This is a genomic window from Winogradskyella jejuensis, from assembly GCF_900129745.1.
In the GTDB taxonomy this organism is placed as follows: domain Bacteria; phylum Bacteroidota; class Bacteroidia; order Flavobacteriales; family Flavobacteriaceae; genus Winogradskyella; species Winogradskyella jejuensis.
In genome coordinates this window covers 566,860-593,529 of sequence record NZ_FQWS01000001.1, presented here as the reverse complement: position 1 = coordinate 593,529, position 26,670 = coordinate 566,860, and the positions used below count along the sequence as shown (strand labels likewise).

At 34.7% G+C, this 26,670-nt stretch carries 25 protein-coding genes and 1 tRNA gene; 23 read left to right on the top strand and 3 right to left on the bottom strand.

Annotation, left to right across the window (positions count from 1 at the left end; translation table 11 throughout):
* Positions 1-71: 71 nt before the first annotated feature.
* Positions 72-2,204: a carboxy terminal-processing peptidase gene (locus BUB95_RS02925; protein ID WP_073085041.1), complete on the top strand. Its 2,133-nt coding sequence runs from the start codon at positions 72-74 to the stop codon at positions 2,202-2,204.
* A 75-nt stretch (positions 2,205-2,279) separates the two neighbouring features.
* Positions 2,280-3,374 carry an ABC transporter permease gene (locus BUB95_RS02920; protein WP_073082801.1) on the top strand — a complete coding sequence of 365 codons (1,095 nt, stop codon included), beginning with the start codon at positions 2,280-2,282 and terminating at the stop codon, positions 3,372-3,374.
* Here BUB95_RS02920 and BUB95_RS02915 read toward each other — a convergent pair.
* The 3 genes from BUB95_RS02915 to BUB95_RS02905 are packed head-to-tail and all read right to left on the bottom strand — an operon-like array spanning position 3,371 to position 5,454.
* Complete coding sequence (locus BUB95_RS02915; protein WP_073082799.1) at positions 3,371-4,036, bottom strand: hypothetical protein; 666 nt, start codon at positions 4,034-4,036, stop codon at positions 3,371-3,373. The genes BUB95_RS02920 and BUB95_RS02915 overlap by 4 nt on opposite strands.
* Positions 4,037-4,654: a ribosome biogenesis GTP-binding protein YihA/YsxC gene (yihA, locus tag BUB95_RS02910; protein WP_073082797.1), complete on the bottom strand. Its 618-nt coding sequence runs from the start codon at positions 4,652-4,654 to the stop codon at positions 4,037-4,039.
* 35 nt (positions 4,655-4,689) lie between these two features.
* Complete coding sequence (locus tag BUB95_RS02905) at positions 4,690-5,454, bottom strand: alpha/beta fold hydrolase (RefSeq protein ID WP_073082795.1); 765 nt, start codon at positions 5,452-5,454, stop codon at positions 4,690-4,692.
* Positions 5,455-5,685: 231 nt separating this feature from the next.
* On the opposite strand from BUB95_RS02905, the gene mraZ reads away from it, so the two are divergent.
* The 21 genes from mraZ to BUB95_RS02795 all read left to right on the top strand — a co-directional run bounded on the left by mraZ (position 5,686) and on the right by BUB95_RS02795 (position 26,604).
* Complete coding sequence (gene mraZ / locus BUB95_RS02895) at positions 5,686-6,156, top strand: division/cell wall cluster transcriptional repressor MraZ (protein WP_073082789.1); 471 nt, start codon at positions 5,686-5,688, stop codon at positions 6,154-6,156.
* The gene (gene rsmH, locus BUB95_RS02890; protein ID WP_073082786.1) at positions 6,143-7,039 is read left to right on the top strand and encodes a 16S rRNA (cytosine(1402)-N(4))-methyltransferase RsmH; all 897 of its coding nucleotides are present in this window, start codon (positions 6,143-6,145) and stop codon (positions 7,037-7,039) included. Before mraZ ends, rsmH begins: the two co-directional genes overlap by 14 nt.
* Positions 7,036-7,353, top strand: a complete 318-nt coding sequence (locus BUB95_RS02885; protein WP_073082784.1) for an FtsL-like putative cell division protein — start codon at positions 7,036-7,038, stop codon at positions 7,351-7,353. The genes rsmH and BUB95_RS02885 overlap by 4 nt, the downstream gene beginning before the upstream one ends.
* Before the next feature lie 57 nt (positions 7,354-7,410).
* On the top strand, positions 7,411-9,369 hold the full coding sequence (locus BUB95_RS02880) for a penicillin-binding protein (RefSeq protein WP_073082782.1): 1,959 nt from the start codon (positions 7,411-7,413) through the stop codon (positions 9,367-9,369).
* A complete protein-coding gene (locus BUB95_RS02875; RefSeq protein WP_073082780.1) occupies positions 9,366-10,829 on the top strand; it encodes a UDP-N-acetylmuramoyl-L-alanyl-D-glutamate--2,6-diaminopimelate ligase in 1,464 nt (487 codons plus the stop codon). The genes BUB95_RS02880 and BUB95_RS02875 overlap by 4 nt, the downstream gene beginning before the upstream one ends.
* 4 nt (positions 10,830-10,833) lie before the next feature.
* The gene (gene mraY, locus BUB95_RS02870) at positions 10,834-12,075 is read left to right on the top strand and encodes a phospho-N-acetylmuramoyl-pentapeptide-transferase (RefSeq protein WP_073082777.1); all 1,242 of its coding nucleotides are present in this window, start codon (positions 10,834-10,836) and stop codon (positions 12,073-12,075) included.
* The gene (gene murD, locus BUB95_RS02865) at positions 12,076-13,407 is read left to right on the top strand and encodes a UDP-N-acetylmuramoyl-L-alanine--D-glutamate ligase (RefSeq protein WP_073082775.1); all 1,332 of its coding nucleotides are present in this window, start codon (positions 12,076-12,078) and stop codon (positions 13,405-13,407) included.
* 7 nt (positions 13,408-13,414) lie between these two features.
* Positions 13,415-14,614, top strand: a complete 1,200-nt coding sequence (locus BUB95_RS02860) for an FtsW/RodA/SpoVE family cell cycle protein (RefSeq protein WP_073082773.1) — start codon at positions 13,415-13,417, stop codon at positions 14,612-14,614.
* 2 nt (positions 14,615-14,616) lie between these two features.
* A complete protein-coding gene (gene murG, locus BUB95_RS02855) occupies positions 14,617-15,720 on the top strand; it encodes an undecaprenyldiphospho-muramoylpentapeptide beta-N-acetylglucosaminyltransferase (RefSeq protein ID WP_073082770.1) in 1,104 nt (367 codons plus the stop codon).
* Between the two features lies 1 nt (position 15,721).
* The gene (murC, locus tag BUB95_RS02850) at positions 15,722-17,071 is read left to right on the top strand and encodes a UDP-N-acetylmuramate--L-alanine ligase (protein ID WP_073082768.1); all 1,350 of its coding nucleotides are present in this window, start codon (positions 15,722-15,724) and stop codon (positions 17,069-17,071) included.
* On the top strand, positions 17,061-17,780 hold the full coding sequence (locus tag BUB95_RS02845) for a cell division protein FtsQ/DivIB (RefSeq protein WP_073082765.1): 720 nt from the start codon (positions 17,061-17,063) through the stop codon (positions 17,778-17,780). The genes murC and BUB95_RS02845 overlap by 11 nt, the downstream gene beginning before the upstream one ends.
* A gap of 3 nt (positions 17,781-17,783) precedes the next feature.
* Positions 17,784-19,103, top strand: a complete 1,320-nt coding sequence (gene ftsA / locus BUB95_RS02840; RefSeq protein WP_073082762.1) for a cell division protein FtsA — start codon at positions 17,784-17,786, stop codon at positions 19,101-19,103.
* Positions 19,104-19,160: 57 nt separating this feature from the next.
* Entirely contained in the window at positions 19,161-21,086 is a 1,926-nt protein-coding gene (gene ftsZ, locus BUB95_RS02835; protein ID WP_073082758.1) for a cell division protein FtsZ, read from the top strand.
* A gap of 117 nt (positions 21,087-21,203) precedes the next feature.
* Entirely contained in the window at positions 21,204-21,653 is a 450-nt protein-coding gene (locus tag BUB95_RS02830) for a GatB/YqeY domain-containing protein (RefSeq protein WP_073082755.1), read from the top strand.
* Positions 21,654-21,726: 73 nt separating this feature from the next.
* On the top strand, positions 21,727-21,987 hold the full coding sequence (locus BUB95_RS14440; RefSeq protein WP_073082751.1) for a GIY-YIG nuclease family protein: 261 nt from the start codon (positions 21,727-21,729) through the stop codon (positions 21,985-21,987).
* Positions 21,965-22,038, top strand: a tRNA-Arg gene (locus tag BUB95_RS02820). Before BUB95_RS14440 ends, BUB95_RS02820 begins: the two co-directional genes overlap by 23 nt.
* Before the next feature lie 200 nt (positions 22,039-22,238).
* Positions 22,239-23,078, top strand: a complete 840-nt coding sequence (locus BUB95_RS02815; protein ID WP_159432629.1) for a zinc-dependent peptidase — start codon at positions 22,239-22,241, stop codon at positions 23,076-23,078.
* Positions 23,079-23,223: 145 nt separating this feature from the next.
* Positions 23,224-23,643 (top strand): hypothetical protein, encoded by a 420-nt coding sequence (locus BUB95_RS02810; protein WP_073082745.1) that lies wholly within the window; start codon positions 23,224-23,226, stop codon positions 23,641-23,643.
* Positions 23,644-23,696: 53 nt separating this feature from the next.
* Positions 23,697-25,445 carry a tetratricopeptide repeat-containing sensor histidine kinase gene (locus BUB95_RS02805; RefSeq protein WP_073082742.1) on the top strand — a complete coding sequence of 583 codons (1,749 nt, stop codon included), beginning with the start codon at positions 23,697-23,699 and terminating at the stop codon, positions 25,443-25,445.
* Entirely contained in the window at positions 25,438-26,181 is a 744-nt protein-coding gene (locus tag BUB95_RS02800; protein ID WP_073082739.1) for a LytR/AlgR family response regulator transcription factor, read from the top strand. Before BUB95_RS02805 ends, BUB95_RS02800 begins: the two co-directional genes overlap by 8 nt.
* 120 nt (positions 26,182-26,301) lie before the next feature.
* Positions 26,302-26,604, top strand: a complete 303-nt coding sequence (locus tag BUB95_RS02795) for a hypothetical protein (RefSeq protein ID WP_073082735.1) — start codon at positions 26,302-26,304, stop codon at positions 26,602-26,604.
* Positions 26,605-26,670 lie beyond the last annotated feature (66 nt).

Here is a 26,670-nt window from a genome sequence, read left to right as displayed (position 1 = left end):
TGGCACGGTTTTTTCGTCTATTTTAGTCAATTATTGATGAAAAATATTTTCAATTTTAAATGAAATTAGGAATGAAAGGGAAATACAAATTTTTATTATTAGCACTGCTAATTGCCTTTGCATCGTGCAGTTTTACAAGCAAAGTAGATGGCGACGGCGATAAAGATAAATTACTGGTTCGATTAATTACTTACTTACTAGACCAAGGTCATTTTGCGCCTCAAGATATAAACGATGATTTTTCAGAACGTGTTTACGATGATTACATAAAGCAGTTAGATCCGTTTAAGCGTTACTTTTTAAAATCAGACATTAAAGAGTTTGAAGCATATAAGAGTCAAATCGATGATCAATTAAAAGCTTACGATTTGGCGTTTTTCGACTTAACACATCAGCGCTTAATCCAGAGAATATCGGAATCTGAAGAGATTTATGAAAAGATTTTAGAAAAGCCTTTTGACTACACTAAAGATGAGATGTTCGACTCGGATTATGATAAAATGGACTATGCCAAGAATAAGCGCGAATTAAAAGAGCGCTGGAGAAAGCAACTTAAATTTTCTACAATTGCCAATTATGATGAAGCTATTGAGAATAATACTTTAATGGCTGAAGAAGATGACAGTGTGGACTTAAAGTCCGAAAAAGAGTTAGAAGCCGAAGCTCGTGAAATAACAAGAAAATCTTTAGAAGAATTATTTACTTACATACAAGAAAGACAACGCAAAGATTGGTTTGGGGTATATATCAATGCTATTGTTAGAGAGTTCGATCCGCATACCTTCTATTTTACGCCAGAAGACAAAGACCGTTTTGATGTAGACATGTCTGGAAAGTTTGAAGGAATCGGCGCAAGACTACAACGAAAACTAGATGTTATCTCAATAAGCGAATTAATTAGTGGTGGTCCAGCGTGGAGACAGAATGAGCTACAAGAAGGTGATCAAATATTGAAAGTTAGACAAGAAAATGAAGAAAAAGCAGTCAATATTGTTGGAATGCGAATTGAGGATGCAGTAAAATACATCAAAGGTCCAAAAGGTACAAAAGTGACATTATCCGTTAAGAAAGTAGATGGAACTTTGAAAGATATAACCATAGAGCGTGATGAGGTAGTGCTAGAAGAAACATACGCTAAGTCTTCCACAGTCATTAAAGACGGAAAAAAATTCGGTATTATTAATTTACCAAGCTTCTATGATAATTTTGACAGGAACAACAGAATAAGTTGTGCGCTAGATGTTAAGAAAGAGATTATTCGCCTTAAGAAAGAAGGTATAGAAGGAGTAGTTTTAGATTTAAGAGACAATAGAGGTGGTTCTTTAGGAGCAGTTGTAGATATGGCGGGTTTGTTTATAGAAGAAGGACCTATTGTGCAAGTAAAAAGTACAACAGAAGATAAGCGTATTTTAAGTGATACCGATAAGTCTATAGTTTGGGATGGTCCTTTAGTAATCATGGTAAATGAGTTATCGGCTTCGGCATCTGAGATTTTAGCTGCAGCAATGCAAGACTATAAAAGAGCAGTGGTAATTGGAAGTGAGCAAACTTTCGGAAAAGGAACTGTACAAAATGTTGTTGACCTCAATAGAATGGTGCGTAATAATTCTAATGGAGATTTAGGTGCTATAAAATTTACAACAGATAAGTATTACCGTGTCAATGGAGGTTCTACGCAACTTAAAGGTGTAAAGAGTGATATTATTGTTCCAGACCGTTACAAATACATTGGTATTGGAGAGCGTACACAAGACAATCCGTTATCATGGGATAAAATAGATTCTGCAGACTATAAGGTTTGGGAAAACTATTATGATTACGATGCTGCTATTGAAAAAAGTAAACAGCGTATTGCAAATAACGAGCAATTAAGACTTATAGATGAAAACGCGAGATGGATTAATGAGATTAGAGATAACGAAACATTTTCTCTTAACTATGAGCAATACAAGCAACGTTTAGAGTTAAACGAAGAGCAGGCCAAACGTTTTGAGAAAATATCAGATTATAAAACAAACCTAACTTACAATTCATTGCCTTATGAGCTTAAGCTTATCGAAAAAGATTCTATTTTAAAAGAAAAGCGTAAGCGTTGGCATGAGAGTTTAAGTAAAGATGTTTATGTAGAAGAGGCATTAAATGTTCTTAATGATTTAAAGCTATCGTATGCTATCAAAAACAATGTAGCACAAATAAAGAATTAATTTAAGGCTGTCATATCGAGCGTGGTCACTGAGCGAAGTCGAAGTGTAGTCGAGATATCTCCTTTTCAAGATATAATGTCTAAAAGCAACAATTCATTAACAAGCTTAGCGCTCCAAAAATTCAAAAAGAATGTTTGGGGCGTTTTCAGTTTTTGGGTTATTGTAGCTATAGGTTTAGTATCTATCTTTGCTTATGTATTAGTGCCAGACGATTCTAAAAATGCAAACCAGATGCATTTGTCTATTCACTCTAAATCTCCAGGATTTAAAGTGTTGATGCTAGAAATTCCGAATAATATTAAAGACGAATCCACTTGGCTATCAAAACTATTTTTTGGAAGAAACAATACAACTACAGAAATCCCAATTTCTGATTATAAAATTGAAGGTGAAAGCCTAGTTTATACCGAGTATACAGATGACGGTTTGGTTGGTCAGCAGAAATCTATAAATATTTCAACTTTTCCAAATGCTGAAGCAGAGTCTTATATCAAAGAAAGAACTTTTGTTTTCGGCACCGATAAGTACGGAAGAGATTACTTAAGCCGGATTTTAATTGGTGCTCGAATATCGTTTTTTATTGGTTTTGTGGCAGTTTTTATTTCCTTAATTGTTGGTTTGTTTATGGGTAGTATTGCTGGTTACTACGGCGGCAAAGTAGACGCCTTTATCATGTGGATTATTAATATCACCTGGTCAATCCCAACGCTATTGCTAGTAATTGCTATAACGCTAGCTTTAGGTAAAGGGTTTTGGCAAGTATTTATAGCTGTAGGTTTAACGATGTGGATTGAGGTGGCAAGAGTAGTTAGAGGACAAATAATTGGGGCTAAACAATTGCAGTATGTTACAGCGGCTAGAGCATTAGGTTTCACTGATTTTAGAATTATCAATAAACACATTTTGCCAAATATTATGGCGCCACTGATTGTTATTTCTGCAGCAAATTTTGCAGCAGCCATTTTAATAGAAAGTGGTTTGAGCTTTTTAGGTATTGGTGCACAGCCACCAATGGCAAGTTGGGGAGCTATGATAAAAGACCACTACAACTACATTATATTAGGAAAGCCTCATCTGGCTTTAATTCCAGGGATTTGTATCATGATTTTAGTCATGGCATTTATGCTTATTGGTAATGCTTTACGTGATGCTTTGGATGTGAAGGGTTAGTTTTTGAAAAACAGAGGTATTTCCTCGTTAATTACGTGATTGTACAAAGCCATATAAGTGCCTTCCCCATTCATCACTAAAATTTCTCCTTTTTTAGTTATAACTGCAGCAGAACTGCAGAGCGTTTGGCTAGTAAAAATTTTATCTCTGAAAAAATTATTTTTATCCAATAAAAAGAATTCGTTTGCTTCCTTAGACTTTGTTTTTAATTTAATACCATTTTCAAACAGCCAGAGGTAAAAAATATTCGCTTCTTCAAACTTTTTTAATCTGGGTTCGAGCCATTTTTTTTTATTTTTAATTTCTCCACGTGTCCAATAATTATCTATAAAATTTTCGCATAAATCATCTTTGAATTTGTACCTCAATAATATGATTACACTATCAGGAACTTTTGTTGATGTAATTTTTTCTAATTCCGTTATAATTTGGTTGTAATCAGAAATTCCTTTTTGATAAAGATTTTGTCGTAACGTCGCATAGTGCTTTTTGTCTTTGCCTATAAAATCCCATCTAGAAAGCATATTAGCATGATTAAACCATTTTATATGAAAAGTATCTTTGTTAATGATATTTTTGTCTACATCAAGATAAATGTCCGCTTGCCCAATACTTAAATTTGGGATTAATAGAATTATGTATAAGTAAAATAAGTATTTCATTTAAAGATTGTTCCTTAATCCTTCAATCTCCTCATTCGTTTCACTTATAAAACCTAGGACTTCTTCTTGCCCAATTTTTTTACTAGAAGAGGTTACGAAATAAGGTGGAAGTTCTTCCCAAAATTGCAAAAGTTGATTGCAATAGTCTCCTACATGTCTTTCAATGGCTTTTGGTTTCAGCTTGTCAGCTTTAGTAAAGATAATAGAAAACGGTATTTCACGCTCGCCCAGATATTGCATAAAATCTAAATCTACAGGTTGAGGTTTGTGTCTGATATCTATCAGTACAAAGGCAGAAACCAATTGCTGGCGTTGTTCAAAATAATTGGTAATAAACTTCTGAAATGCCTTTTTAGAAGTTTTAGAAACTCGCGCATAGCCATAGCCTGGTAAATCTACAAGAAACCAATTATCATTAATAATAAAATGGTTAATGAGTTGTGTTTTTCCTGGGCGTCCAGAGGTTTTTGCTAAGCTTTTTCTGTCCGTAAGCATGTTAATAAGAGAAGACTTTCCCACATTACTACGGCCAATAAAAGCGTATTCTGGCAATGGCTGTTTAGGACATTTAGCCACGTCAGAATTGCTCATTACAAATTCAGCAGACTTTATTTTCATGGTTAGTTCCGTGAAAACGGAAATCTTTTTTAGTATTAAAACTCTCTAGATTGCAACCAGCTGTAAAGAATTTTATTAAACTCATCTGGGTGTTCCATCATAGCTGCATGTCCACATTTATCTATCCAAAACAAATCGGAGTCTGGCAACAATTCGTGAAACTCATCTGCAACTTCAGGAGGTGTAACATTATCATTTCTTCCCCAAATAATACATGTTGGTGTGTGCATTTTTGGTAAATCCTTTGACATGTTATGACGGATAGCACTTTTGGCAATCGCTAATGTTTTTATGAGTTTATTTCTGTCGTTAACCGTTTCATAAACTTCATCTACAATTTCTTTAGTTGCTACAGCCGGGTCATAAAAAACATCTTGTGCTTTTTTCTTTATAACCTCATAATCACTTCGTTTTGTATAGCCACTTCCCATGGCACTCTCGTAAAGTCCAGAACTTCCGGTAATAATTAACCCTTTTACTTTTTCAGGATATAGTTTTGTGTGGTATAAGCCTATGTGTCCACCTAAAGAATTGCCTAGTAATATAACCTGGTCAAAACCTTTAAAATCTATAAAATCATGCAAATATTTTGCAAAAGTCTTAACGTTGGTTTTTAATAAAGACATGGTGTAAATAGGTAATTCAGGTATAAGTACTTTGTAACCTTTATTACTGAAAAAATCTGTAACACCATCAAAATTACTTAGCCCGCCCATTAATCCATGGAGTACAATAATAGGGGTGCCTTCTCCAACTTCGATATATCTAAAATCCTTTTCTTCCTTTAAAAGGTGTGCCATGCATTAGTTAGTATAGTTAAGAACAAATATAGTTAAATACTTGGGATTACTGATGCAATATCTAAGGGCTTTTTTCTGATATCACCACCACTAAAATCATCTTGTAAATCTTGGTTTTTATCGAAAAACTGAAAACTTATCAACAAAAGTGGTAAAATGTGGTAAAATGTGGGTATTTTTTCAATATATTTGATTTTAAAATTGTTTTGTAACCTTTTTTGACCCAATCATTTGAACGCATTAATAGGAACATATGAAGTAAAGGCAGATGCTAAAGGCAGGCTTATGTTGCCAGCTGTTTTAAAGAAACAGTTGGCACCTGTTATGCAATCTGGTTTTGTGCTCAAGCGCGCTGTTTTTCAGCCTTGTTTGGAGTTATATCCAATGCCGGAATGGGAAAAATTGATGCAAAAGGTGAATAAGCTTAATCGTTTTAATAAGAAGAATGATGCTTTTATACGTCGCTTTACAGCAGGTGTAAAAGTGGTAGAAGTTGATAACACAGGTCGATTATTGATTCCCAAGGATTTGTTGTCTTTTTCTGGAATTACCAAGCAGACGGTTTTAGCTTCAGCAGTAAATATTGTTGAAATCTGGGATAAAGATAAGTATGAGAAGGCTATAGATGATGCGGCTTTAGATTTTGCAGATTTAGCAGAAGAGGTAATGGGACAAGACGATGTAGCAGATGGATTATCATAATGCGGTTTTATTAAAGGAAACAGTTGATGGACTCGCAATAAAGCCAGATGGTGTTTATGTAGATGTCACTTTTGGAGGTGGAGGACATAGTCGAGAGATTTTAAAAAGGCTCGGGCCAGACGGAAAGCTTTTTGCTTTTGACCAAGATACAGACGCTTTAGCAAACACAATAGATGACGAAAGATTTACACTGATAAATGAAAACTTTAGATACATCAAACGTTTTTTAAAGTTTTATGGTGCTAAAGAGGTGGATGGTGTTTTGGCAGATTTTGGAGTCTCTTCTCATCAGTTCGATATTGCAGAAAGAGGGTTTTCAACACGTTTTGAAGCAGATTTAGATATGCGAATGAATCAAGATAGTGCTTTATCTGCTTACGAAGTGGTTAATGATTATGAAGAAGAAGATATAAGACGTGTGCTATCAGTTTATGGAGAATTAAGACAAGCTCCCGCAATGGCGAGAGCTATTTGTGAAGCACGCGAAGTTGAAGAAATTAAAACAAGTGCTCAATTAAAAAAGGCGCTTAAAAGATTTCTAAATCATAAAAAAGAAAATAAAGTATTAGCGCAGATTTATCAGGCTATACGTATAGAGGTGAATCAAGAGATTGAGGCTTTAAAGGAGCTTTTGGTGCAGATACCAGAAGTATTAAAAGTAGGTGGTCGATTAAGTTTTATCTCGTATCACTCATTAGAAGACCGATTGGTAAAACGATTTATAAGAAACGGATTATTTGAAGGCGAGCCAGAGCGAGATATGTTTGGGAATTTTGAAGTTCCATTAAAAAAAGTAGGAGGCTTAATTGTTCCTACGCAAGAGGAGATTAAAATAAATAACAGAGCACGAAGTGCAAAACTAAGAGTCGCAGAGAAATTGTGAAAAAAAGTATCTACAGCATATTAAGGGGTACATTTCTAATCAGTGATGATTCGTTTAAAAATTGGCGGGTCATTCTTTTTATTTCTGGGCTAGCCATAATCATGATTGCAAGTGCACATAGTGCAGATAAAAAAGTGTTTGAGATTTCAAGATTAAGCAACGAAGCAAAAGAATTACGCTCAGCATTTATGGATGGTCGTTCAAAGTTGATGCGATTAAAAATGGAATCAACCATAGAAAAAAAAGTGGTAGAAAAGGGACTTGAGATTTCAGAAGTTCCGCCAAAAAAAATAAGAATAAAAAGACAAGAGTAAGCTTTGGCAACAACAGAAACTAACATATTAAACAGATTGTACTTCGTGGCAGGCTGTATGTTTGTCTTTGCTTTGGCAGTTGTCTTTAAGCTTTGTTCTATACAATTTGTGCATGGTGAAAAATACCGTGCTATGGCTCAAAAAAGAGCTGTTAAGTACTTCGATATTCCAGCTAACCGAGGTAATATATACTCAGCAGATGGAAGCCTTTTGGCAATGTCTATTCCTAAATATGATATTGCTATAGATGCGGTGACATCTTCTGAGAAAAACTTCAAAAAGTATATAAAGCCGCTTTGTGATTCTTTAGCGACTTTTACAGGAAAACCTTCAAATAGTTTTGAGCTAAAAATTAAAAAAGCTCGTGAAACAGAAGATCAATATTTGGCGTTACTACGGAATCTTTCTTATTCTGAGTTTATTAGAGTCCGAAACTTTCCATTATTCAGATTAGGTGCTGTAAGAGGTGGTTTTGTTTACAATCAGACCACTAAGCGTGAGCATCCAATGGGTGGTATTGCTGAGCGTTCAATAGGTTACGAGCGTATTGATGAAAATAATTATGCAACACGAGTTGGTATTGACGGTGCGTTTGGTAAAGATTACCTGCGAGGGAAAAACGGTAAGCGTTTAAAGCAAAAAATTGGTAAAGGCGAATGGAAACCACTAAGAGATGCTAATGAGATTGAAGCTAAAGATGGTTACGATATCTATACAACTATTGATGTAAATATCCAAGATATAGCACATCATTCATTATTGGGGCAGCTTGAAAAATACGAAGCAGATCATGGATGTGTGGTAGTTATGGATGTGAAGACTGGAGAAATTAAAGCCATCTCTAATCTTGGAAGAAATCGTGAAGGCAAATACTACGAACGTCTTAATTATGCAGTAGGTGAAAGTCACGAGCCAGGTTCTACATTTAAAGTCATGGCTATGATGGCGGCATTAGAGGATAAGGTTATTGATACGTCTACCGTTGTAGACACAAAGAATGGAAGTAAAAGATTCTATGGGCGAACTATTTATGACTCTGGTGCGGGTCATGGGAAAATATCAGCTGCTAAGGCTTTAGAGGTCTCTTCAAATATTGGTTTGGCTACTATTATTGATGATAATTATAAAGATAATCCTGAAAAATTTTTAAAGCGCTTACGACAATGGCGTTTAAATGATACGTTAGGGGTTTCAATTATTGGAGAAGGAATACCAGATATCCCTCATCCAGGAGCAAGTAACTGGAGTCGAAATGCATTACCTTCTATCTCTTATGGATATAATATGGAGCTTACTCCATTACAAACTTTAGCATTTTATAATGCTATAGCTAATAATGGACAATTAATTAAGCCGCGTTTCTTGAGAGCTGTAAAAGAGTTCGATAGAGATATAGAAGTTTTTGAAAAAGAAGTGCTAGTAGATAAAATTTGTTCAGAACAAACACTTTCAAAAATTAAAGATATTTTAAAGAACATAGTTGTTAGAGGTACAGGAAAAAAACTCTACTCTGATACTTTTTCGATGGCTGGTAAAACAGGAACGGCTTGGACAGATTATGCTGATATTGAAGCTTGGAGAAAAGATAAAAAATATGTGTCTTCTTTTGCTGGCTATTTTCCTGCAGACAATCCAAAATATTCCTGCATTGTAGTAATTCACAAACCAAGTACAAAAGTTGGGTTTTATGGGGCAGATGTGTCTGGGCCAGTCTTTAAGCGTATAGCTCAAAAAATCTATACGGATACTCCATTAATTGATGAAATACAGACAGTTGAGTTTGAGAATGCTCAAGTTGTTGAGGACTTCGAAAAATTCAATTCTGTTTCAAATACTTACAAAACCATTATGCCAGACTTAGTGGGTATGCCAGCAATGGATGCTATTGCCTTTCTGGAAAATATGGATGTGAATATCAAAGTGAAATTAAATGGAAGTGGCAGAATTAAGTCGCAATCTGTTTCAGAAAATATAAAACTCAAACCTAATCAAACCATTATTCTAGAAGCCTCTTGAAACCTTTAAAAGACATATTGTATAAGGTTAAGATTAACGCTGTGGTTGGTAGTACAAGTGTTAATGTAAACAAAGTGGAGTTCGATTCTCGTAAGATAGAATCAAATGATGTTTTTGTGGCATTAGTCGGTACTATTTCAGACGGTCATGACTATATATCAAAGTCAATTGAAGATGGTGCGGTTGCTGTGGTTTGTCAAAACTTACCTGAAGAATTAGTAGATAACATTACTTACATAGAAGTTGAGAATTCTAACGAAGCTCTCGCTTTTATGGCTGCCAATTATTACGAAAATCCTTCGGAAAACTTGAAGTTAGTCGGTACAACGGGAACTAATGGTAAAACCACTGTTAGTTCCCTGCTATACCAGTTATTCAAAAAAGCAGGTTACAAAGTAGGGTTATTATCTACCGTGAAAATTATGGTAGATAATACGGAGTATAAAGCCACGCATACAACCCCGGATTCTTTGACTATTAATAAATATTTACAGTTGATGAACCAAGAAGGTGTGGAGTTTTGTTTTATGGAAGTGAGCTCTCATGGTATTCACCAACGTAGAACTCAAGGCCTATATTTTACAGGTGGAATTTTCACCAACTTATCTCATGACCATTTAGACTATCATAACACATTTGCTGAGTATCGCGATGTTAAAAAAGCTTTTTTCGATGGGTTGCCAAAAACGGCATTTGCCTTAGTAAATACAGATGATAAAAATGGTTTGGTAATGATGCAAAATACCAATGCTAAAAAATATACATACGCCCTTAAAACATATGCAGATTATAAAGCGCAGATTTTAGAAAATCAATTTGGAGGTTTGCTTTTAAAGCTGAATGATAATGAAGTATGGACTAAGCTAATAGGAAATTTCAATGCCTACAATCTTTTAGCAATTTATGCTACTTCAGAGTTGTTAGGGCTGGATAAAGAAGAAAGTCTAAGGCATATTAGTGAATTAGAAAGTGTAAGTGGACGTTTCGAATATTTTGTGTCAGATGAAAAAATCACAGCAATTGTCGATTATGCACATACACCAGATGCCTTAAAAAATGTACTAGAAACAATTAATTCTATCAGAACTAAAAACGAAGAACTAATAACAGTAGTTGGTTGTGGTGGAGATAGAGATGCTACAAAAAGACCAAAAATGGGACATATCGCTTCGGCACTGAGTACAAAAGTCATTTTTACAAGCGATAACCCAAGAACAGAAGACGCACAATCTATTCTTAATGATATTGAAAAAGGGGTAGAACCTCAGAATTTCAAAAAAGTCCTTTCCATATCAGATAGAAAACAAGCGATAAAAACAGCGTGTCAGTTAGCGCAGCCTAATGACATTATTCTCATTGCTGGTAAAGGTCACGAAACCTATCAGGAAATCAACGGTGAGCGTACAGATTTTGATGACTATGAGATTGTAAGCGAACTATTAAAACAATTGCAAAAGTAAAACTATGTTATACTACCTATTTGAATATTTAGAAAAACAGTTTCAGTTTCCTGGCGCATCTCTATTTGGGTTTTTAACATTTAGGGCGGCAATCGCCATGATATTATCATTGCTGATTTCAATTGTTTACGGTAAGCGCATTATTCGCTATTTGCAGCGTCAGCAAGTAGGTGAAACCATTAGAGATTTAGGTTTAGAAGGTCAAGCCGAAAAAGCGGGTACGCCAACAATGGGAGGGATTATTATCATATTAGCGACTCTAATCCCAGTACTTCTTCTAGCTAAGTTGGCTAATATTTATATCATCTTATTGATGGTTACTACAGTTTGGATGGGTGCTATAGGATTCATAGATGACTATATCAAAAAATTCAAGAATGATAAAGATGGTTTAAAAGGAAAATTCAAAGTTTTAGGTCAAGTTGGTTTAGGCATTATCATAGGAGCGACACTTTACTTTCATCAAGATGTAACGATGAAAGAGAAATTGCCGATTGAGCAACAAAAAGTCTTATTGGCAGAAAATCCTGATATCGAACCTTCAAAACTATTCGAAGCCGAAGAAAAATCGACCAAAACCACAATTCCTTTTGTAAAGAATAACGAGTTTGACTATGCAGATTTAGTCACTTGGATAAGTCCAAGTCTCAAAAAATACGCATGGATTATCTTCATTCTGGCTGCCATATTTATAATTACAGCAGTATCTAACGGGGCAAATCTTACAGATGGTATTGATGGTTTAGCTGCCGGCACATCAGCCATAATTGTACTCACATTAGGCATATTTGCTTGGGTTTCTGGTAATATTATTTTCTCAGAATATCTCAACATTATGTACATACCTCGTGTTGAAGAAATCACCATATACATTGCGGCATTTGTAGGAGCGCTAATCGGGTTTTTATGGTATAACACGTATCCAGCTCAAGTATTTATGGGTGATACGGGAAGTTTAACTATAGGAGGAATTATTGCTGTGATTGCAATTGCTGTTCGTAAAGAATGGTTAATACCAATTCTTTGCGGCATCTTTTTAGCTGAGAATTTATCTGTGGTTATGCAGGTAAGCTATTTCAAGTACACAAGAAAAAAATATGGCGAAGGAAGACGCATTTTTAAGATGTCGCCTTTGCATCATCATTATCAAAAATCAGGATATCACGAAAGCAAAATTGTTACCAGATTCTGGATTATCGGAATACTGCTGGCGATACTTACCATAGTGACATTGAAAATTAGGTAAATGAAAAGGTTTGTAATTCTTGGAGGAGGCGAAAGTGGTGTTGGTACAGCATTATTGGGAAAAGCAAAAGGTTACGAGGTCTTTGTTTCGGATAAAGGCGAAATGAAAAAGAAGTACAAGGACGTTCTTATACATCATGAGATTGAATGGGAAGATAATCAGCATTCAGAACATAAAATTCTGAATGCTGATATCGTAATGAAAAGCCCTGGAATTCCAGATAAAGTGAGCTTGGTAAAACAGATTAGAGAAGCAGATATACCTATAGTTTCGGAGATTGAATTTGCTTCAAAGTATACCGATGCAACTTTGGTAGCAATCACTGGAAGTAATGGTAAAACAACCACAGCGAGTTTGACGCATCATATACTGAAGCAAGAATTAAGCATCGGTTTAGCAGGTAATATAGGTGATAGTTTTGCAAAGCAAATCATGGAAGAGGATTATGAAAATTACGTGCTTGAGGTGAGTAGTTTTCAGTTAGATGACATTAAATATTTTAAACCTAAAATCGCTATTCTAACAAACATTACTCCAGATCATTTAGATCGTTACGATTACAAGTTCGAAAACTATATCGCTTCAAAATTCAGAATTGTAGAAAACCAAACTGAAGACGATTTTTTCATTTACGATGCAGATGACCCAGTAATAGAAAGCTGGTTGAATTCTAATCCTATAAAATCTAAAAAACTGTCATTTTCACTGACTAAAGTTGTTGAGAATGGCGCATATATAAAAGATAAAGACATAATAATAACTGTTGATAACAATCAAATAACTATGCCAATAAAAAAACTAGCATTAGACGGAAAACACAACGTTAAAAATGCCATGGCTGCATCGACAGCCGCTCACTTGCTTAAGATTAGGAAGCAAACAATTAGGGAGAGTTTAGAGAACTTTCAAGGTGTTGAGCACCGACTAGAAAATGTGCTACGTATCAATAAGGTGCAATACATTAACGACTCTAAGGCTACAAATGTTAACGCTACTTATTTTGCTTTAGAGAGTATGCAAGCTCCAACAGTTTGGATAGTTGGAGGAGAAGACAAAGGCAACGACTACAAAGAGCTTTTTCAGTTTGTAAATGAAAAAGTAAAAGCAATTATCTGCCTGGGCGTAGATAATGCCAAACTCATGGAAACTTTTGGTAACATGGTCGATGTTATCATCGAGACTCAGTTTATGAGTGAAGCCGTAAAAATAGCCTATAAGATTGCTAGTGCAGGAGATAATGTACTGCTTTCTCCAGCATGTGCAAGCTTTGACTTATTTGAAAATTACGAAGATAGAGGGCGTCAATTTAAAGAAGCAGTAAGAAAACTATAAGTTTTAAATGCAAGGTGTTTTTAGAAATATAAAAGGGGATAGGCTCATTTGGGCAATAGCCACGTTATTGGCTATTTTCTCATTTTTACCTGTATACTCAGCAGCTAGTAATTTGGCATATACTGGCGGTTCGGGGAATACATTCTCCTATTTATTAAAACACTTTATGCATTTATTTTTAGGCTTCACAATTATGTACGCCGTTCATAGAATTCCATACAGATATTTTAGAGGGCTTTCCATGGTAATGATACCTGTGGTTATTGTTCTACTTGTAGTTACAGTTTTACAGGGTACAACTATAGATGGGGCAAACGCAAGCCGTTGGATTAAGATACCTATCGTAAATATGTCTTTTCAGACATCAACTTTGGCTTCAGTAGTTTTAATGGTTTATGTAGCTCGGTATTTATCAAAAATTAAAGATAAAAGCGTTTCGTTTAAGGAAACTATTTTACCGCTCTGGGCACCAGTTTTCTTTGTTCTCATACTCATTTTACCTGCAAACTTTTCTACTACAGCTATTATATTCTCTATGGTTGTTTTATTGACATTTTTGGGTGGTTATCCTATTCGTTATTTGCTGGTAATTATTGGTTCAGGAATTATGGCTCTGGTGTTTTTTGTGCTTGTTGCAAAGTCGTTTCCAGATGTAATGCCTAATCGTGTTGATACATGGATTAGTCGTATTGAAAACTTTGCAAATGGTGAAGATACTGAAGAAGATTACCAAATCGAGAATGCAAAAATAGCAATAGCATCAGGAGGAATTAACGGCTTAGGTCCAGGAAAAAGTAAGCAGAAGAATATTCTACCACAATCGTCTTCAGATTTCATTTTTGCTATAATTATTGAAGAGTATGGCTTGTTTGGAGGCTTATTTTTATTAGTAATGTATTCTTGGTTGTTATTTAGAATAGTTATTGTTTCTCAAAAATCAGATACCATTTTCGGAAAACTTCTAGTGCTTGGAGTTGGTTTGCCTATAGTGTTTCAGGCATTAATTAATATGGCTGTAGCTGTAGAATTATTTCCTGTCACAGGACAAACTTTACCGTTAATAAGTAGTGGAGGAACGTCAATTTGGATGACCTGTATGGCCATCGGTATTATATTAAGTGTTAGTGCTAAGCGCGAAGAAATAAAAGCAAAAGAAGGCGAGCTTCAAGAAGATAATCCATTAGATATTCTATCTGAAACTATATAAGGTTGAGTCAAGAGAAAACGCAATATAAATTCATTTTATCAGGAGGCGGAACAGGTGGTCATATTTATCCTGCAATAGCAATTGCCAATGAGTTAAAGTCTAGATACCCTGATGCTGAGTTTTTATTTGTCGGCGCAAAGGACCGCATGGAGATGGAAAAAGTACCACAAGCTGGTTACAAGATTGAAGGACTATGGATTTCTGGTATTCAACGTAAGTTGACATTAAAGAATTTAATGTTTCCGTTTAAGTTAATGTCTAGTTTGTTTAAATCGAGACAAATTATAAGACGATTTAAACCAGATGTAGTTATCGGAACAGGTGGTTTCGCTAGTGGTCCATTGTTACAAGCAGCAAATTCTAAAGGTATTCCTACGCTTATTCAAGAACAAAATTCGTATCCGGGAATTACAAATAAGCTTTTAAGCAAAAAAGCAAATAGTATTTGTGTAGCGTATGATGGTTTAGAGCGATTTTTCCCAAAGGAAAAATTGGTTTTAACAGGAAACCCAATTCGTAAGGACTTAATTGAGATTAAAGGAAAAACAGCTGCTGCCAAAAAAGAATTTCGACTAGATGAAAATAAACTCACTCTTTTAGTTTTAGGAGGAAGTCTAGGAGCTAGACGTGTGAATCAACTTATAGAATCTAAACTTAATTTTTTCAAGAAGCATAATGTGCAGCTCATCTGGCAATGTGGAAAGTTATACCATGAGCAATACAGTAAATATAACGCCGAAGACAATGTGCAAGTGCATGCCTTTTTAAATCAAATGGATTTAGCCTATGCAGCAGCGGATATCATCATCTCAAGGGCAGGTGCTAGCTCTGTGTCAGAGTTATGTGTGGTAGGAAAGCCAGTAGTTTTTATTCCATCGCCAAATGTAGCAGAAGACCATCAAACTAAAAATGCCCAAGCTATTGTAGATAAGGATGCAGCAGTTTTGTTAAGAGAGTCTAAGTTAGATTCAGATTTTAATTCTGTTTTTGAAGGTTTAGTGGCTTCAAAAGAACAGAGAGAGGAGTTGTGTAGAAATATTAAAAAACTTGCATTGGTAAATGCAACAAAAGATATTGTAGACGAAGTGGAAAAGCTTCTGAAATAAAATGAATAGCAAAAAACAAAATATCTATTTTATTGGCATCGGCGGAATAGGCATGAGCGCTCTGGCACGCTATTTTGTGGCAAACGGAAACCAAGTCGCTGGCTATGATAAAACACCATCGGATATCACGCGAGCTTTAGAAGATTTAGGTGTTGCCATTCATTTTGAAGATGATGAAAATGCTATTCACGATAATTTCAAACAAAAAGAAAATACGCTGGTGGTTTATACGCCTGCAATACCAAATTCACATTCGGAATTAAACTTTTTCAAATCAAATAATTTCGAGGTAAAAAAGCGCTCAGAAGTTCTTGGGGAAATTACAAAAAGTACGTTTTGTTTTGCTGTAGCAGGAACTCATGGAAAAACTACGACAACCAGTATTCTTGGTCATATACTAAATGAGTGCGATGTAAATATGACCGCTTTTTTAGGTGGAATAAGTGAGAATTACAATTCAAATTTAATTATCAATGGTACTGAAGTTACTGTGGTTGAAGCAGATGAATTCGACCGTTCATTCTTAACCTTATCACCAGATTATGCATGTATCACTTCTATGGACGCAGACCATTTAGATATCTATGGTGATGCTTCAGAATTAACAAAATCTTTTACGGATTTCTCGCATAAGATTAAACCAAATGGTAAGTTATTTGTAAAAAGTGGCTTACCAATACAAGGTATATCATACGGTATAGAAGATAATTCAGATTATACTGCACACAATATTAGAATAGAAGATGGGAGTTATGTTTTTGATGTAAAAACACCAGATGTTATTCTTAAAGATTTCAAATTTAACCTACCTGGAAGACATAATTTGTCTAATGCATTAATAGCCTTGGCAATGTCTGTAGAATACGGACTCCCTCAGTCGCAGCTTGCCAATGCTTTATCATCATACAAAGGTGTTAAGCGCCGATTTACCTATCAGATAAAGACAGAGGATTTGGTGTTTATAGATGATTACGCGCACCATCCTGAAGAGATAAATGCTGTACATCAAGCGGTGAGAGAAATGTATCCTGAAGATAAAGTCTTGGCGGTTTTTCAACCTCATTTATTTTCAAGAACAAAAGATTTTGTTGATGAGTTTGCTGAGGCTCTGTCTCAGTTTGATGAGGTTCTGTTGCTAGACATATATCCAGCGCGAGAATTGCCTATCGAGGGTGTAGATTCTCAGTGGTTATTTAGTAAAATTAATAACTCAAATAAGAAGTTAACAACAAAGTTGGATTTAGTTGCAGATATTAAAAAAAGTGAAGCAAAAATCATCCTGACCATAGGTGCAGGAGATATTGGGGAAGAGGTGAAAACTATAAAAAAAGCATTACAAGTTGAAAGTTAATTACGGATATATAAAAGTATTGATTTTACTAGTGTTAGTGGGCTTTTTATATGCCTTTTCTAATGCTAGAAATAAGTCTCGTGTAATTAATAAACCAAGAGTAGAATTTACGAGTTCCGATAACTTATTCTTGACACATGATAATGTTAGTAAATTGTTAATACAAAATCCAAAGGGGCTTAATAACAAGAACAAAGAAATTATAGATTTGAATGAATTAGAATCCGCCCTAAATTCTAATCCAATGGTTAAAAATGCAGAGGTGTTTATGTCTGTAAATGGCGAGCTTTCAGCCAAAATCGAGCAAAAACAACCTATAGCTAGAGTGCATACAAACGCTTCATATTATATAGATGATGAAGGGTCTTATATGCCTTTGTCGGCTAATTATTCAGCCAGAGTGCCTCTTGTTACAGGTACGGTTTATAAATCTAAGCTCGATAAAGTATATCAAATCGCTAAAGCTATAGATGGTGACCAATTTTTAAAACAACACGTTATAGAAATTCGTCAAGACCAAAATCAAGACATAAGCCTACGATTACGTCAGTTTGATTTTGTGGTAAATATTGGAAGTTTAGATAAACTCGATAAGAAGGTAAATAATTTTAAAGCTTTTTATAAAAAAGCCATAAAAGATAAGACAATTAACACGTACAGTAGTGTAAACTTAAGGTTTGATAACCAAGTGATATGCACCAAAAAATAGATTATGGAAAAGCATAATATTTCGGTAGGATTAGATATAGGAACCACAAAGATTGTGGCCATGATTGGCCGTAAAAATGAATATGGTAAGGTTGAGATTTTAGGTGTTGGAAAATCTAAAAGTTTAGGTGTGCACCGTGGTGTTGTGAATAATATTACACAAACGATACAATCTATTCAGCAAGCTGTCCAAGAGGCAGAAGCTGCTGCATCTGAGAAAATTTCTGAAGTTACTGTAGGTATTGCAGGACAGCATATTCGTAGTCTTCAGCATAGTGATTATATCACAAGAGCTAACTCCGAGTTGGTTATTGATGAGGCTGATATCGATCGCTTGATTAATCAAGTGCATAAGTTGGTGATGCTTCCCGGAGAAGAGATTATCCATGTATTACCCCAAGAATTTAAGGTAGATGGGCAAGCCGAAATTAAGGAGCCTATCGGAATGTATGGCGGGCGTCTTGAAGCAAATTTTCATGTAGTAGTAGGTCAAGTATCTTCCATAAGAAATATTGGGCGTTGTGTAAAAAGTTCAGATTTAGAGTTAGAAGGTATTACACTTGAGCCACTAGCATCAGCAAATGCTGTGTTGAGTCAAGAGGAAAAAGAAGCAGGTGTAGCATTAATTGATATAGGTGGTGGAACAACAGATTTAGCTGTATTTAAAGATGGAATCATTCGTCACACAGCTGTAATTCCATTTGGAGGAAATGTTATTACTGAAGATATAAAAGAAGGATGCTCCATTATTGAAAAGCAAGCCGAATTATTAAAAATGAAATTTGGTTCAGCTTGGCCAGGAGAAAACAAAGACAACGAGATTGTTTCTATTCCTGGGTTACGTGGTCGCGACCCAAAAGAAATCACATTAAAGAATCTGTCTAAAATAATTCATGCGCGTGTTGTAGAAATTATTGAGCAGGTTTATGTAGAAATAAAAAACTACGGACACGAGGAGCAGAAGAAGAAATTGATTGCTGGGATTGTTTTAACAGGTGGTGGAAGCCAGTTAAAGCACTTAAAACAATTGGTAGAATATATTACAGGTATGGATACCAGAATAGGATATCCTAATGAGCACTTAGCTGGCGGCAGTGATGAAGAAATTGCAAGTCCGCTATTTGCTACAGCTGTAGGTTTAGTTATGGATGGTCTTAAGCGTCAAGACCGAAAAGCAGCTGAAGAAGCTGAAACAATAAGTAACGAAACCGAAACTAATGAAGAAGAAGTTGAAGTTGTAAAAGAAGAACCGCAAAAAGAACGTCGTTCGTTTTTAGATAAACTAACGGAGCGCGTTAAAGACTTTTTAGACAACGCAGAGTAGACAAACAAAGAATAATTAATTAATCAATACATATACAAACCCCATAACAAAGTTAATATGAGCAACAGCAACGAATTTGGGAATATTGCTTTCGACTTACCAAAAAATCAATCTAATGTAATTAAAGTCATTGGTGTAGGTGGTGGTGGAAGCAATGCAATAAATCACATGTTTCAACAAGGTATCAAAGGTGTAGATTTTGTAATCTGCAATACGGATGCTCAAGCCCTCCAAAACAGTGGCGTGCCAAACAAAATTCAGTTAGGTGTTAATCTTACCGAAGGTCTTGGTGCAGGCGCAAATCCTGAAGTTGGTGAGCAATCCGCAGTTGAGAGTTTAGAAGATATCCGACGCATGTTAGATACCAATACAAAAATGGTATTTATCACAGCAGGAATGGGTGGTGGAACTGGCACAGGAGCAGCTCCAATAATCGCTAAGATGGCACGTGAGCTTGATATCTTAACAGTGGGTATTGTTACAATGCCATTTCAATTTGAAGGAAAAATGCGTAACGAACAAGCGCAAAAAGGTGTTGAACGTTTACGCGAACATGTTGACTCATTAATAGTAATTAACAATAACAAACTTCGTGAAGTTTATGGTAATCTTGGATTTAAAGCAGGGTTCTCAAAGGCGGATGAAGTATTATCTACAGCTTCAAGAGGAATTGCAGAAGTAATAACGCATCACTACACGCAAAATATTGATTTACGTGATGCTAAAACGGTATTGAGTAAAAGCGGTACAGCTATTATGGGTTCTGCAACTGCTTCTGGGCAAACCAGAGCACAAGAAGCTATTATGAAAGCTTTAGACTCTCCATTACTAAACGATAATAAAATCACAGGAGCCAAAAATGTATTGTTGCTTATCGTTTCTGGTACTCAGGAAATTACTATAGATGAAATTGGAGAAATCAATGACCACATCCAGACAGAAGCTGGTCATGGCGCTAATATTATCATGGGTGTTGGTGAAGACGAGTCTCTACAAGAATCAATATCTGTAACTATAATAGCTACAGGTTTTGATATCGACCAGCAAAACGAGATTTCTAACACAGAAGCTAAGAAAGTGATTCATGCACTTGAAGAAGATGAATACAAAGAAGAGGTGCATGTGCAAGATAACGACCCAGCTATTATAAGCCCGGATATTGTTTTAGAGAAAGAAGTAGTTGAAGCGCCGATAGTTCATACTTTAACAGAAGAAGATTTTGAAGAGGTGCCTAATGTTATCGAAAACGAATTGATTAAAACTACTGAAGCTATCAAAAATATTAGTGTTATTTATGATGAAGTTTTAGATGCCAAACCAGTTACCGAAGAAGATTTTATAATAACACCAGTTCAGCAAACCGAAGTTGAGCCTTTAGAAGAAAAAGAAGAAGAGCAAATAACTCTGACATTCGATTTACCTTTATCTCAATTTGAAGGAGAAAAGATTGAAGAACCAGAAACTGGTGATGAGAAAATGTTGTTTCAACTTGAAGAAGAAGTAAAAGAAATAACAGTAACTGATCCGATTGAATTAATTTCAGTAACAGAGGTAAACGAAGAAGGTGAAAAGCGTTATGCTTTAGACGATTTTACAGCCTCTGAATCTGATACCTCAATTCAGTCTAAAACTGAAAAGGAAGTTAAAGAGGAAATCATTTTTGAAAAGAAAACACTTCCAGCAGAAGAAACGCAAGAGCAAGCAGAGGGAGAAATTGACCCAATGAATAGTCCAATTTCTGAAATCTTAAAAGCTAGAGCAGATGAACGACGTAAAAAGATGAAAGACTTTAACTATAAATTCAATAATGCTAAGATTGATGAAATAGAAAAAGAGCCTGCATACAAAAGACAAGGTGTAAATCTGGAAGATACACAACATTCATCTGAGACAAATGCGTCTCGTTTGTCTGTGGGAACTGACGATAATGACGATATACAATTAAGAAATAATAATTCTTTTTTGCATGACAATGTCGATTAATGGTTAATCTATTGAAGTACTAATTAAGTACAAAAATCAAACCCGAAAGGTCCCTCAACTTTTCGGGTTTTTGTTTTAATTGTTTAGTATCTTCGCAGTTGAATAAATTTAAGTAATATGAGTTTACAAACAGATATTATGACCGCAATGAAGGCGGCAATGAAAGATAAAAACCAAACAGCATTAGCAGCACTTAGGGCTGTAAAGTCTGAAATTTTATTGGCGCAAACATCTGGAGCAGAAGGAGAGTTAACTAAGGATGACGAAATTAAAATACTGTCTAAGTTAGTAAAGCAGCGTAAGGATAGTGCAGCTATTTTTACGGAGCAGAATAGAGCTGATTTGGCAGAACCAGAATTAGCACAAGCAGAAGTAATAAGTCAGTTTTTACCAGCACAATTAGATGAGGCTGCTATTACAGAAGTTGTGTCAAAAGTTATTGCAGATACTGGAGCAGAAGGTATGAAAGATATGGGTAAGGTTATGGGCATTGTAAACAAGCAATTAGCAGGCCAAGCCGATGGTAAAACCATTTCTACTATAGTTAAGGCTAAATTAATGTCTTAATAGGGCATATGGTCTCGTAGTTCAACCTGCCTCGACTTGCGTCAGGCAAGGCGGGCTGGATAGAAAAGTTAGAATGTATTACATATATGTTTTATATAGTGAGAAGCACTTAAAATCTTATGTAGGATTTAGTTCGGATGTCCATAGGCGACTTAAGGAACATAATAACAAGAAGTCCAATTATACAGCTAAATTTGCTCCATGGATTCTAATACATAAAGAGCAGTATGAAACACTTGATGAAGTAATAAAAAGAGAAAAATACTTAAAGAGTAGTGCAGGAAGACGATGGATGAAGAAAAATATAAAATGGCCTCGTAGTTCAACTGGATAGAATATCAGATTTCGGCTCTGAGGGTTGGGGGTTCGAATCCCTTCGAGGTCACGAATAAATAGAATAATCGTAAAAATGTCTAAACCTGTTTAAGCATTTTTACTACTATTCTATTTTCAAAGCGGAACGCTTTGGGAAGTGTAATCCCTTCGAGGTCACAAATAAATAGTTCAATAAGAAAAACGCCAACCTTGCTTGAGCGTTTTCTCATTTAGGCATTAAAGCGTAAAAGTTTATATTTACACATGCTAATGCCCCAATTTCTTAAAACCAGTTTTGGTTTAATACCTAATATTGTTCTGTTTTCAATAGTAGGGTTTTTCGTTTCAAAACGAATTTTTAGATATGTAGAGCAGTCTTATGCTGAGGTAAAAAAGAAACCTCTATTCCTCAATTTTATTCTTATTCCTAGCAAGCTTAATAGAGAACAAATACGAGTTCTAGATACGCAATTTCAATTTTATAAAAGGCTCAATTCAAAAGAGCGAGATAATTTTAGGCACCGCGTAGCCAAATTTATTTCGGATAAGAATTTTTACGGACGGGAAGATTTAGAAGTAACTGAAGAGATGAGAACTCTGATTTCTGCTACAGCTGTGATGCTTACATTTGGTTTTAAAGATTACAGTTTACCTATTATTAAGACAATATTAATTTATCCAAGTTCATTTTACTCTAAAGCAAATGAACAACTTCACAAAGGCGAAGTCAACCCAATGTTAGGTGTAATAGCATTTTCTTGGGAAGATTTTAAACATGGTTATGATATTGAAAATGATAATCTAAATCTTGGGATACACGAGTTTGGTCATGCCTTGCATCTTAATAGTTACAAGAAGAGTGATGTGAGTGCGCTTATTTTTAGGGATGCTTTTAAGGATTTAAAAAGGTTTTTAAAGTCTAACGATTCCAAGAGAGAAGAATTAATAAAAACGAAATACTTTAGGGAATACGCTTACACTAATGAGTTTGAGTTTGTTGCTGTTTTAATAGAATGTTTCTTTGAAACTCCAGAAGAATTCAAATCTACGTTCCCAAATATCTATGATAAGGTAAAAGAAATGCTAAACTTTAATTTTGCAGATTATTAGAATTAGTTAGTTCCAGTAATTTCATGTTTCATTCCCTCTAAAATCTGTTTTGTTACACTAAATCGGACTTTTGTGACATTTTATCGATTATATTCTAAATATTTCTATATATTAGAAACCTATTAACCCTTAAAATCTAAAAATCATGCCCGAAGCTATTATTGTATCCAATATGTCTATTGTACAGATAGATAATGGAGAAAATTTTCAAAGCCCAGAAAATCCGCTAGTATATTCAAGTGCTGTTACGGATGGTGCTGTTAATGTTACGGTTATTGCGCCATTTCATAATAATGTAAACTCAGATGTATTGCCTACAATTACTGCAACTGTCGGAGAGGATGGAAACGATGTATTTATTCAGCCATCTTATGACGCAAGTAAACCACTAAGTACAATCTACACACAAGTAGTTAAAATTGCATTTACACTTGGAGATGTTGCTACAAACATGGGTAGTGCAGTTATTAATGTAACCGTAGATGAGGAAGGAGCACCAAGTAGCCATCCAGGAGGATTGGCAGAACCAAGACGTAAAACAAAAGTAGTTGCGTCTGGAGGATAAAATTCATTTAAATAAACTAATAAATTTTAGTAGATATAACCTATTTTAGTGTTATGTCTGCTAAATTTTTATTCCCTCTACTTTTAGTATGCTTTTCTTTTAAGGTCATAAGTCAGGATAAACCTTGTACTAAGGAAGAGATTATTGAGTCATATTGCTCATCAGATAAATTCCACAAAGCTCATACTTTAGTTTCATCCAAAAAACTTGAGGAGGCTTATGTTTTAATAAATCAGTTATTGGATGAAGCTGATACTAATAATGATAGTCAGCTTAGAATTTATTCATTATTACTCGAGGCCGATTTACATTACCAAAACAAATCATTTCAAAAAAGTTTAGCGACTTATATGAAATGTCTCAATTCAATTCAGCTTAATCAAGATATTAAATTCTACACTTTATTAAATATTGGATTCATTAATGCTTTTGGATTGAGTGATTATGAAAAAGGGGTTGACTATTTTCTTCGCGCCCAAAATTTAATAACTGATGAATCATGTTTAACAAAAAAGACACTCCTGTATTCTGCTTTAGGTCATGTGAATATGATAAGTGGTAAATATTCAGATTCAGAAAACTATTACTTAGAGAGCTTAAATCTTAATTTAAGTAATAATCAGATAAATGAAGTTGCAGGAATATATAATAACCTAGGTAATCTTTATTTTGAACAGTATCAAGACCAAAAAGCAAAAACGTTTTTCTTAAAAGCCTTAAACACTTTCAAAATAAAAGATAGCACTAATATAAATTTAAGACAACAATTTAACTACAACCTTTTTGCTGTTAATGAAGCTTTAGGCAATTATAAAGAGGCAATAGGCTATTTAGAGAAATCTAACACCTTGAGAGATTCTATTTGGAACAGAGATAAGGTCTGGGAAATTGCGGACTTAAGTAAAAAAATTGCACTCGATAAAAAAGAAAACGAATTACGTGTTCTTGAAGCTGAGAATAAAGCCAAAGAAGCTCAACGTAATGCTGTTTTTGCATCAGCTCTTGTGCTTTTAGCACTATTAGGTGTAAGCATATACTTCTACAGAGAAAAAGTAAAGACGAATAAAATTATAACTTCTCAAAACGAAGAACTAGACAAGTTAAATGCAACAAAAGACAAGCTATTTTCTATAGTAAGTCACGATTTGCGTTCTTCCGTAAATGCTTTAAAAAGTAGTAATAGAGCTTTGGTTAATAATCTAGAAACTAAAAATATTGAAAAGCTAGATGAGCTTTTAAATACCAATAGTAGTATAGTTAATGGCGCATACAACTTATTGGATAATTTGCTCAATTGGGCAATGCTTCAAACAAAACAAACCTATTTTCATATTGAAGAACATCGTTTGTTTACGTTAGTGGAGCATGTAGTTTTTAACTATCAAGGTCTATTTGCTGAAAAGGAAATTAAGTTTCAGAATAGCGTTTCAAAAAAAGACAAGATTTTAGCAGACCAAGAATCTTTAAAAATCATTATTCGTAACCTTATGGATAATGCCATAAAATTCTCACAGGCCAAAGATTCTATTTCGGTTTACAGTCAAGTTGAAGACGAGAATTATATTCAGTTAGTTATTGAAGATAGCGGACTAGGCATGAGTGAAACTAAGCGATTAGAGTTGCTTAAAGAAACTAGTTTACTTTCTAAAAAAGAGAACGAAAATATTATAGGTACAGGTTTAGGAATACAACTTTGTAAGTCAATGATTAAAAAGAATAACGGAAAGTTTTCTATTGAAAGTCAACTAGGAAAAGGCACAAAAATGATTGTATCTTTACCAAAAGCGAGTGAGAATGGATAAGATAAATGTTCTAGTTGTAGAAGATACGCCTTCAGAAAGTGACGCTCTAATCACTTCTTTGGAAGCCAATAACTTCAATGTAGTTGGTTTAGCAACCAATTTTAAGGATGCCATTTCACTATACAATAGTACTAACCCAGATGTACTTATCGTCGATATTTTTCTTAACGGTTTGCCAGAGGGAATTAACGTTGCAGAAGTAATTTCAGTAAGTATAGATAACGCTAAGCCCTTTGTGTTTTTAACTAGTTCAACAGACCGTCAAATATTTGAGCGTGCGAAGCTAACTAAACCATTTAGCTATTTGCTAAAGCCTTTTAATGAGTTAGAATTATTTTATGCTATAGAGATGGCACTCGAGAAATTTTACGAGCAAAAAGATGTATTTTTAGGTGATGGAGAAGATACTGTAATTACTGAAGATTATCTTTTCATAAAAAAAGGGAGAGCTTTAAAAAAAGTACTTATCAAGGATATTATCTATATAGAGGTTGAAGATAAGTACTGCAATATTATTACCGAAAAAGAGAAGTTTGTCATTAACATATCGTTAGTAAAAATTTCTAAACTACTAAATCCTAACCAATTTTTTAGAACACATAGGCGATGTATTGTCAATGTCGAAAAAGTAGAACAGATAATTCTTTCAGATAATTTAATTCTCTTATCGGGTGGGCTCAAAGCCGATTTGAGCGATAATTACCGTGAAATATTACAGCGTGTAAAGACTCTCTAATTTTTTTATTACCATTTTTTTCTGCTTCGTGCTCTAGAATTCCGCTTCCATTACATTTTACGAGCATAGCATATAATTGGAGCTTACATTTATACTAAGTTATAAAACAAATCCCCCAATATGTCTAAGTATAAGTTTAAAGTTCATTCAGCAATATATTCTTGTGATGCTTCAAGTTCAACAACCGTTTCAGGATACGATGTCACTCAAAAAGTACAAGGGCTTTTAAGAGATAACAATAAAGACGGTGTGCTAAATATTGATAGTAGCATAATTGAAAACTCAAATGCGGATAGCAAAAAGTGTTTTGCCATTTTGGCAACAGTTGTATATCCAGATGGAAAAATATTAACAAGATTTTGTTCATGCTCAGAGGGAAGCACTATAGATCTAAAAATGTCGGGAGTCGTATGCTCTTTTTAAAGAATAATACAAAGTTACCTTTCATAAGTAGGTGAGTTAAAATTGTAGTAATTACTATTGGGGATT

Bases quoted from the DNA above. Each gene is read 5' to 3' on its own strand.
- BUB95_RS02925 (WP_073085041.1), top strand. From the start codon at position 72: ATGAAAGGGAAATACAAATTTTTATTATTAGCACTGCTAATTGCCTTT.
- BUB95_RS02920 (WP_073082801.1), top strand. From the start codon at position 2,280: ATGTCTAAAAGCAACAATTCATTAACAAGCTTAGCGCTCCAAAAATTC.
- BUB95_RS02915 (WP_073082799.1), bottom strand. From the start codon at position 4,036: ATGAAATACTTATTTTACTTATACATAATTCTATTAATCCCAAATTTA.
- yihA (WP_073082797.1), bottom strand. From the start codon at position 4,654: ATGAAAATAAAGTCTGCTGAATTTGTAATGAGCAATTCTGACGTGGCT.
- BUB95_RS02905 (WP_073082795.1), bottom strand. From the start codon at position 5,454: ATGGCACACCTTTTAAAGGAAGAAAAGGATTTTAGATATATCGAAGTT.
- rsmH (WP_073082786.1), top strand. From the start codon at position 6,143: ATGGATTATCATAATGCGGTTTTATTAAAGGAAACAGTTGATGGACTC.
- BUB95_RS02880 (WP_073082782.1), top strand. From the start codon at position 7,411: ATGTTTGTCTTTGCTTTGGCAGTTGTCTTTAAGCTTTGTTCTATACAA.
- mraY (WP_073082777.1), top strand. From the start codon at position 10,834: ATGTTATACTACCTATTTGAATATTTAGAAAAACAGTTTCAGTTTCCT.
- murD (WP_073082775.1), top strand. From the start codon at position 12,076: ATGAAAAGGTTTGTAATTCTTGGAGGAGGCGAAAGTGGTGTTGGTACA.
- BUB95_RS02860 (WP_073082773.1), top strand. From the start codon at position 13,415: ATGCAAGGTGTTTTTAGAAATATAAAAGGGGATAGGCTCATTTGGGCA.
- murC (WP_073082768.1), top strand. From the start codon at position 15,722: ATGAATAGCAAAAAACAAAATATCTATTTTATTGGCATCGGCGGAATA.
- ftsA (WP_073082762.1), top strand. From the start codon at position 17,784: ATGGAAAAGCATAATATTTCGGTAGGATTAGATATAGGAACCACAAAG.
- ftsZ (WP_073082758.1), top strand. From the start codon at position 19,161: ATGAGCAACAGCAACGAATTTGGGAATATTGCTTTCGACTTACCAAAA.
- BUB95_RS02830 (WP_073082755.1), top strand. From the start codon at position 21,204: ATGAGTTTACAAACAGATATTATGACCGCAATGAAGGCGGCAATGAAA.
- BUB95_RS14440 (WP_073082751.1), top strand. From the start codon at position 21,727: ATGTATTACATATATGTTTTATATAGTGAGAAGCACTTAAAATCTTAT.
- BUB95_RS02815 (WP_159432629.1), top strand. From the start codon at position 22,239: ATGCCCCAATTTCTTAAAACCAGTTTTGGTTTAATACCTAATATTGTT.
- BUB95_RS02810 (WP_073082745.1), top strand. From the start codon at position 23,224: ATGCCCGAAGCTATTATTGTATCCAATATGTCTATTGTACAGATAGAT.
- BUB95_RS02805 (WP_073082742.1), top strand. From the start codon at position 23,697: ATGTCTGCTAAATTTTTATTCCCTCTACTTTTAGTATGCTTTTCTTTT.
- BUB95_RS02800 (WP_073082739.1), top strand. From the start codon at position 25,438: ATGGATAAGATAAATGTTCTAGTTGTAGAAGATACGCCTTCAGAAAGT.
- BUB95_RS02795 (WP_073082735.1), top strand. From the start codon at position 26,302: ATGTCTAAGTATAAGTTTAAAGTTCATTCAGCAATATATTCTTGTGAT.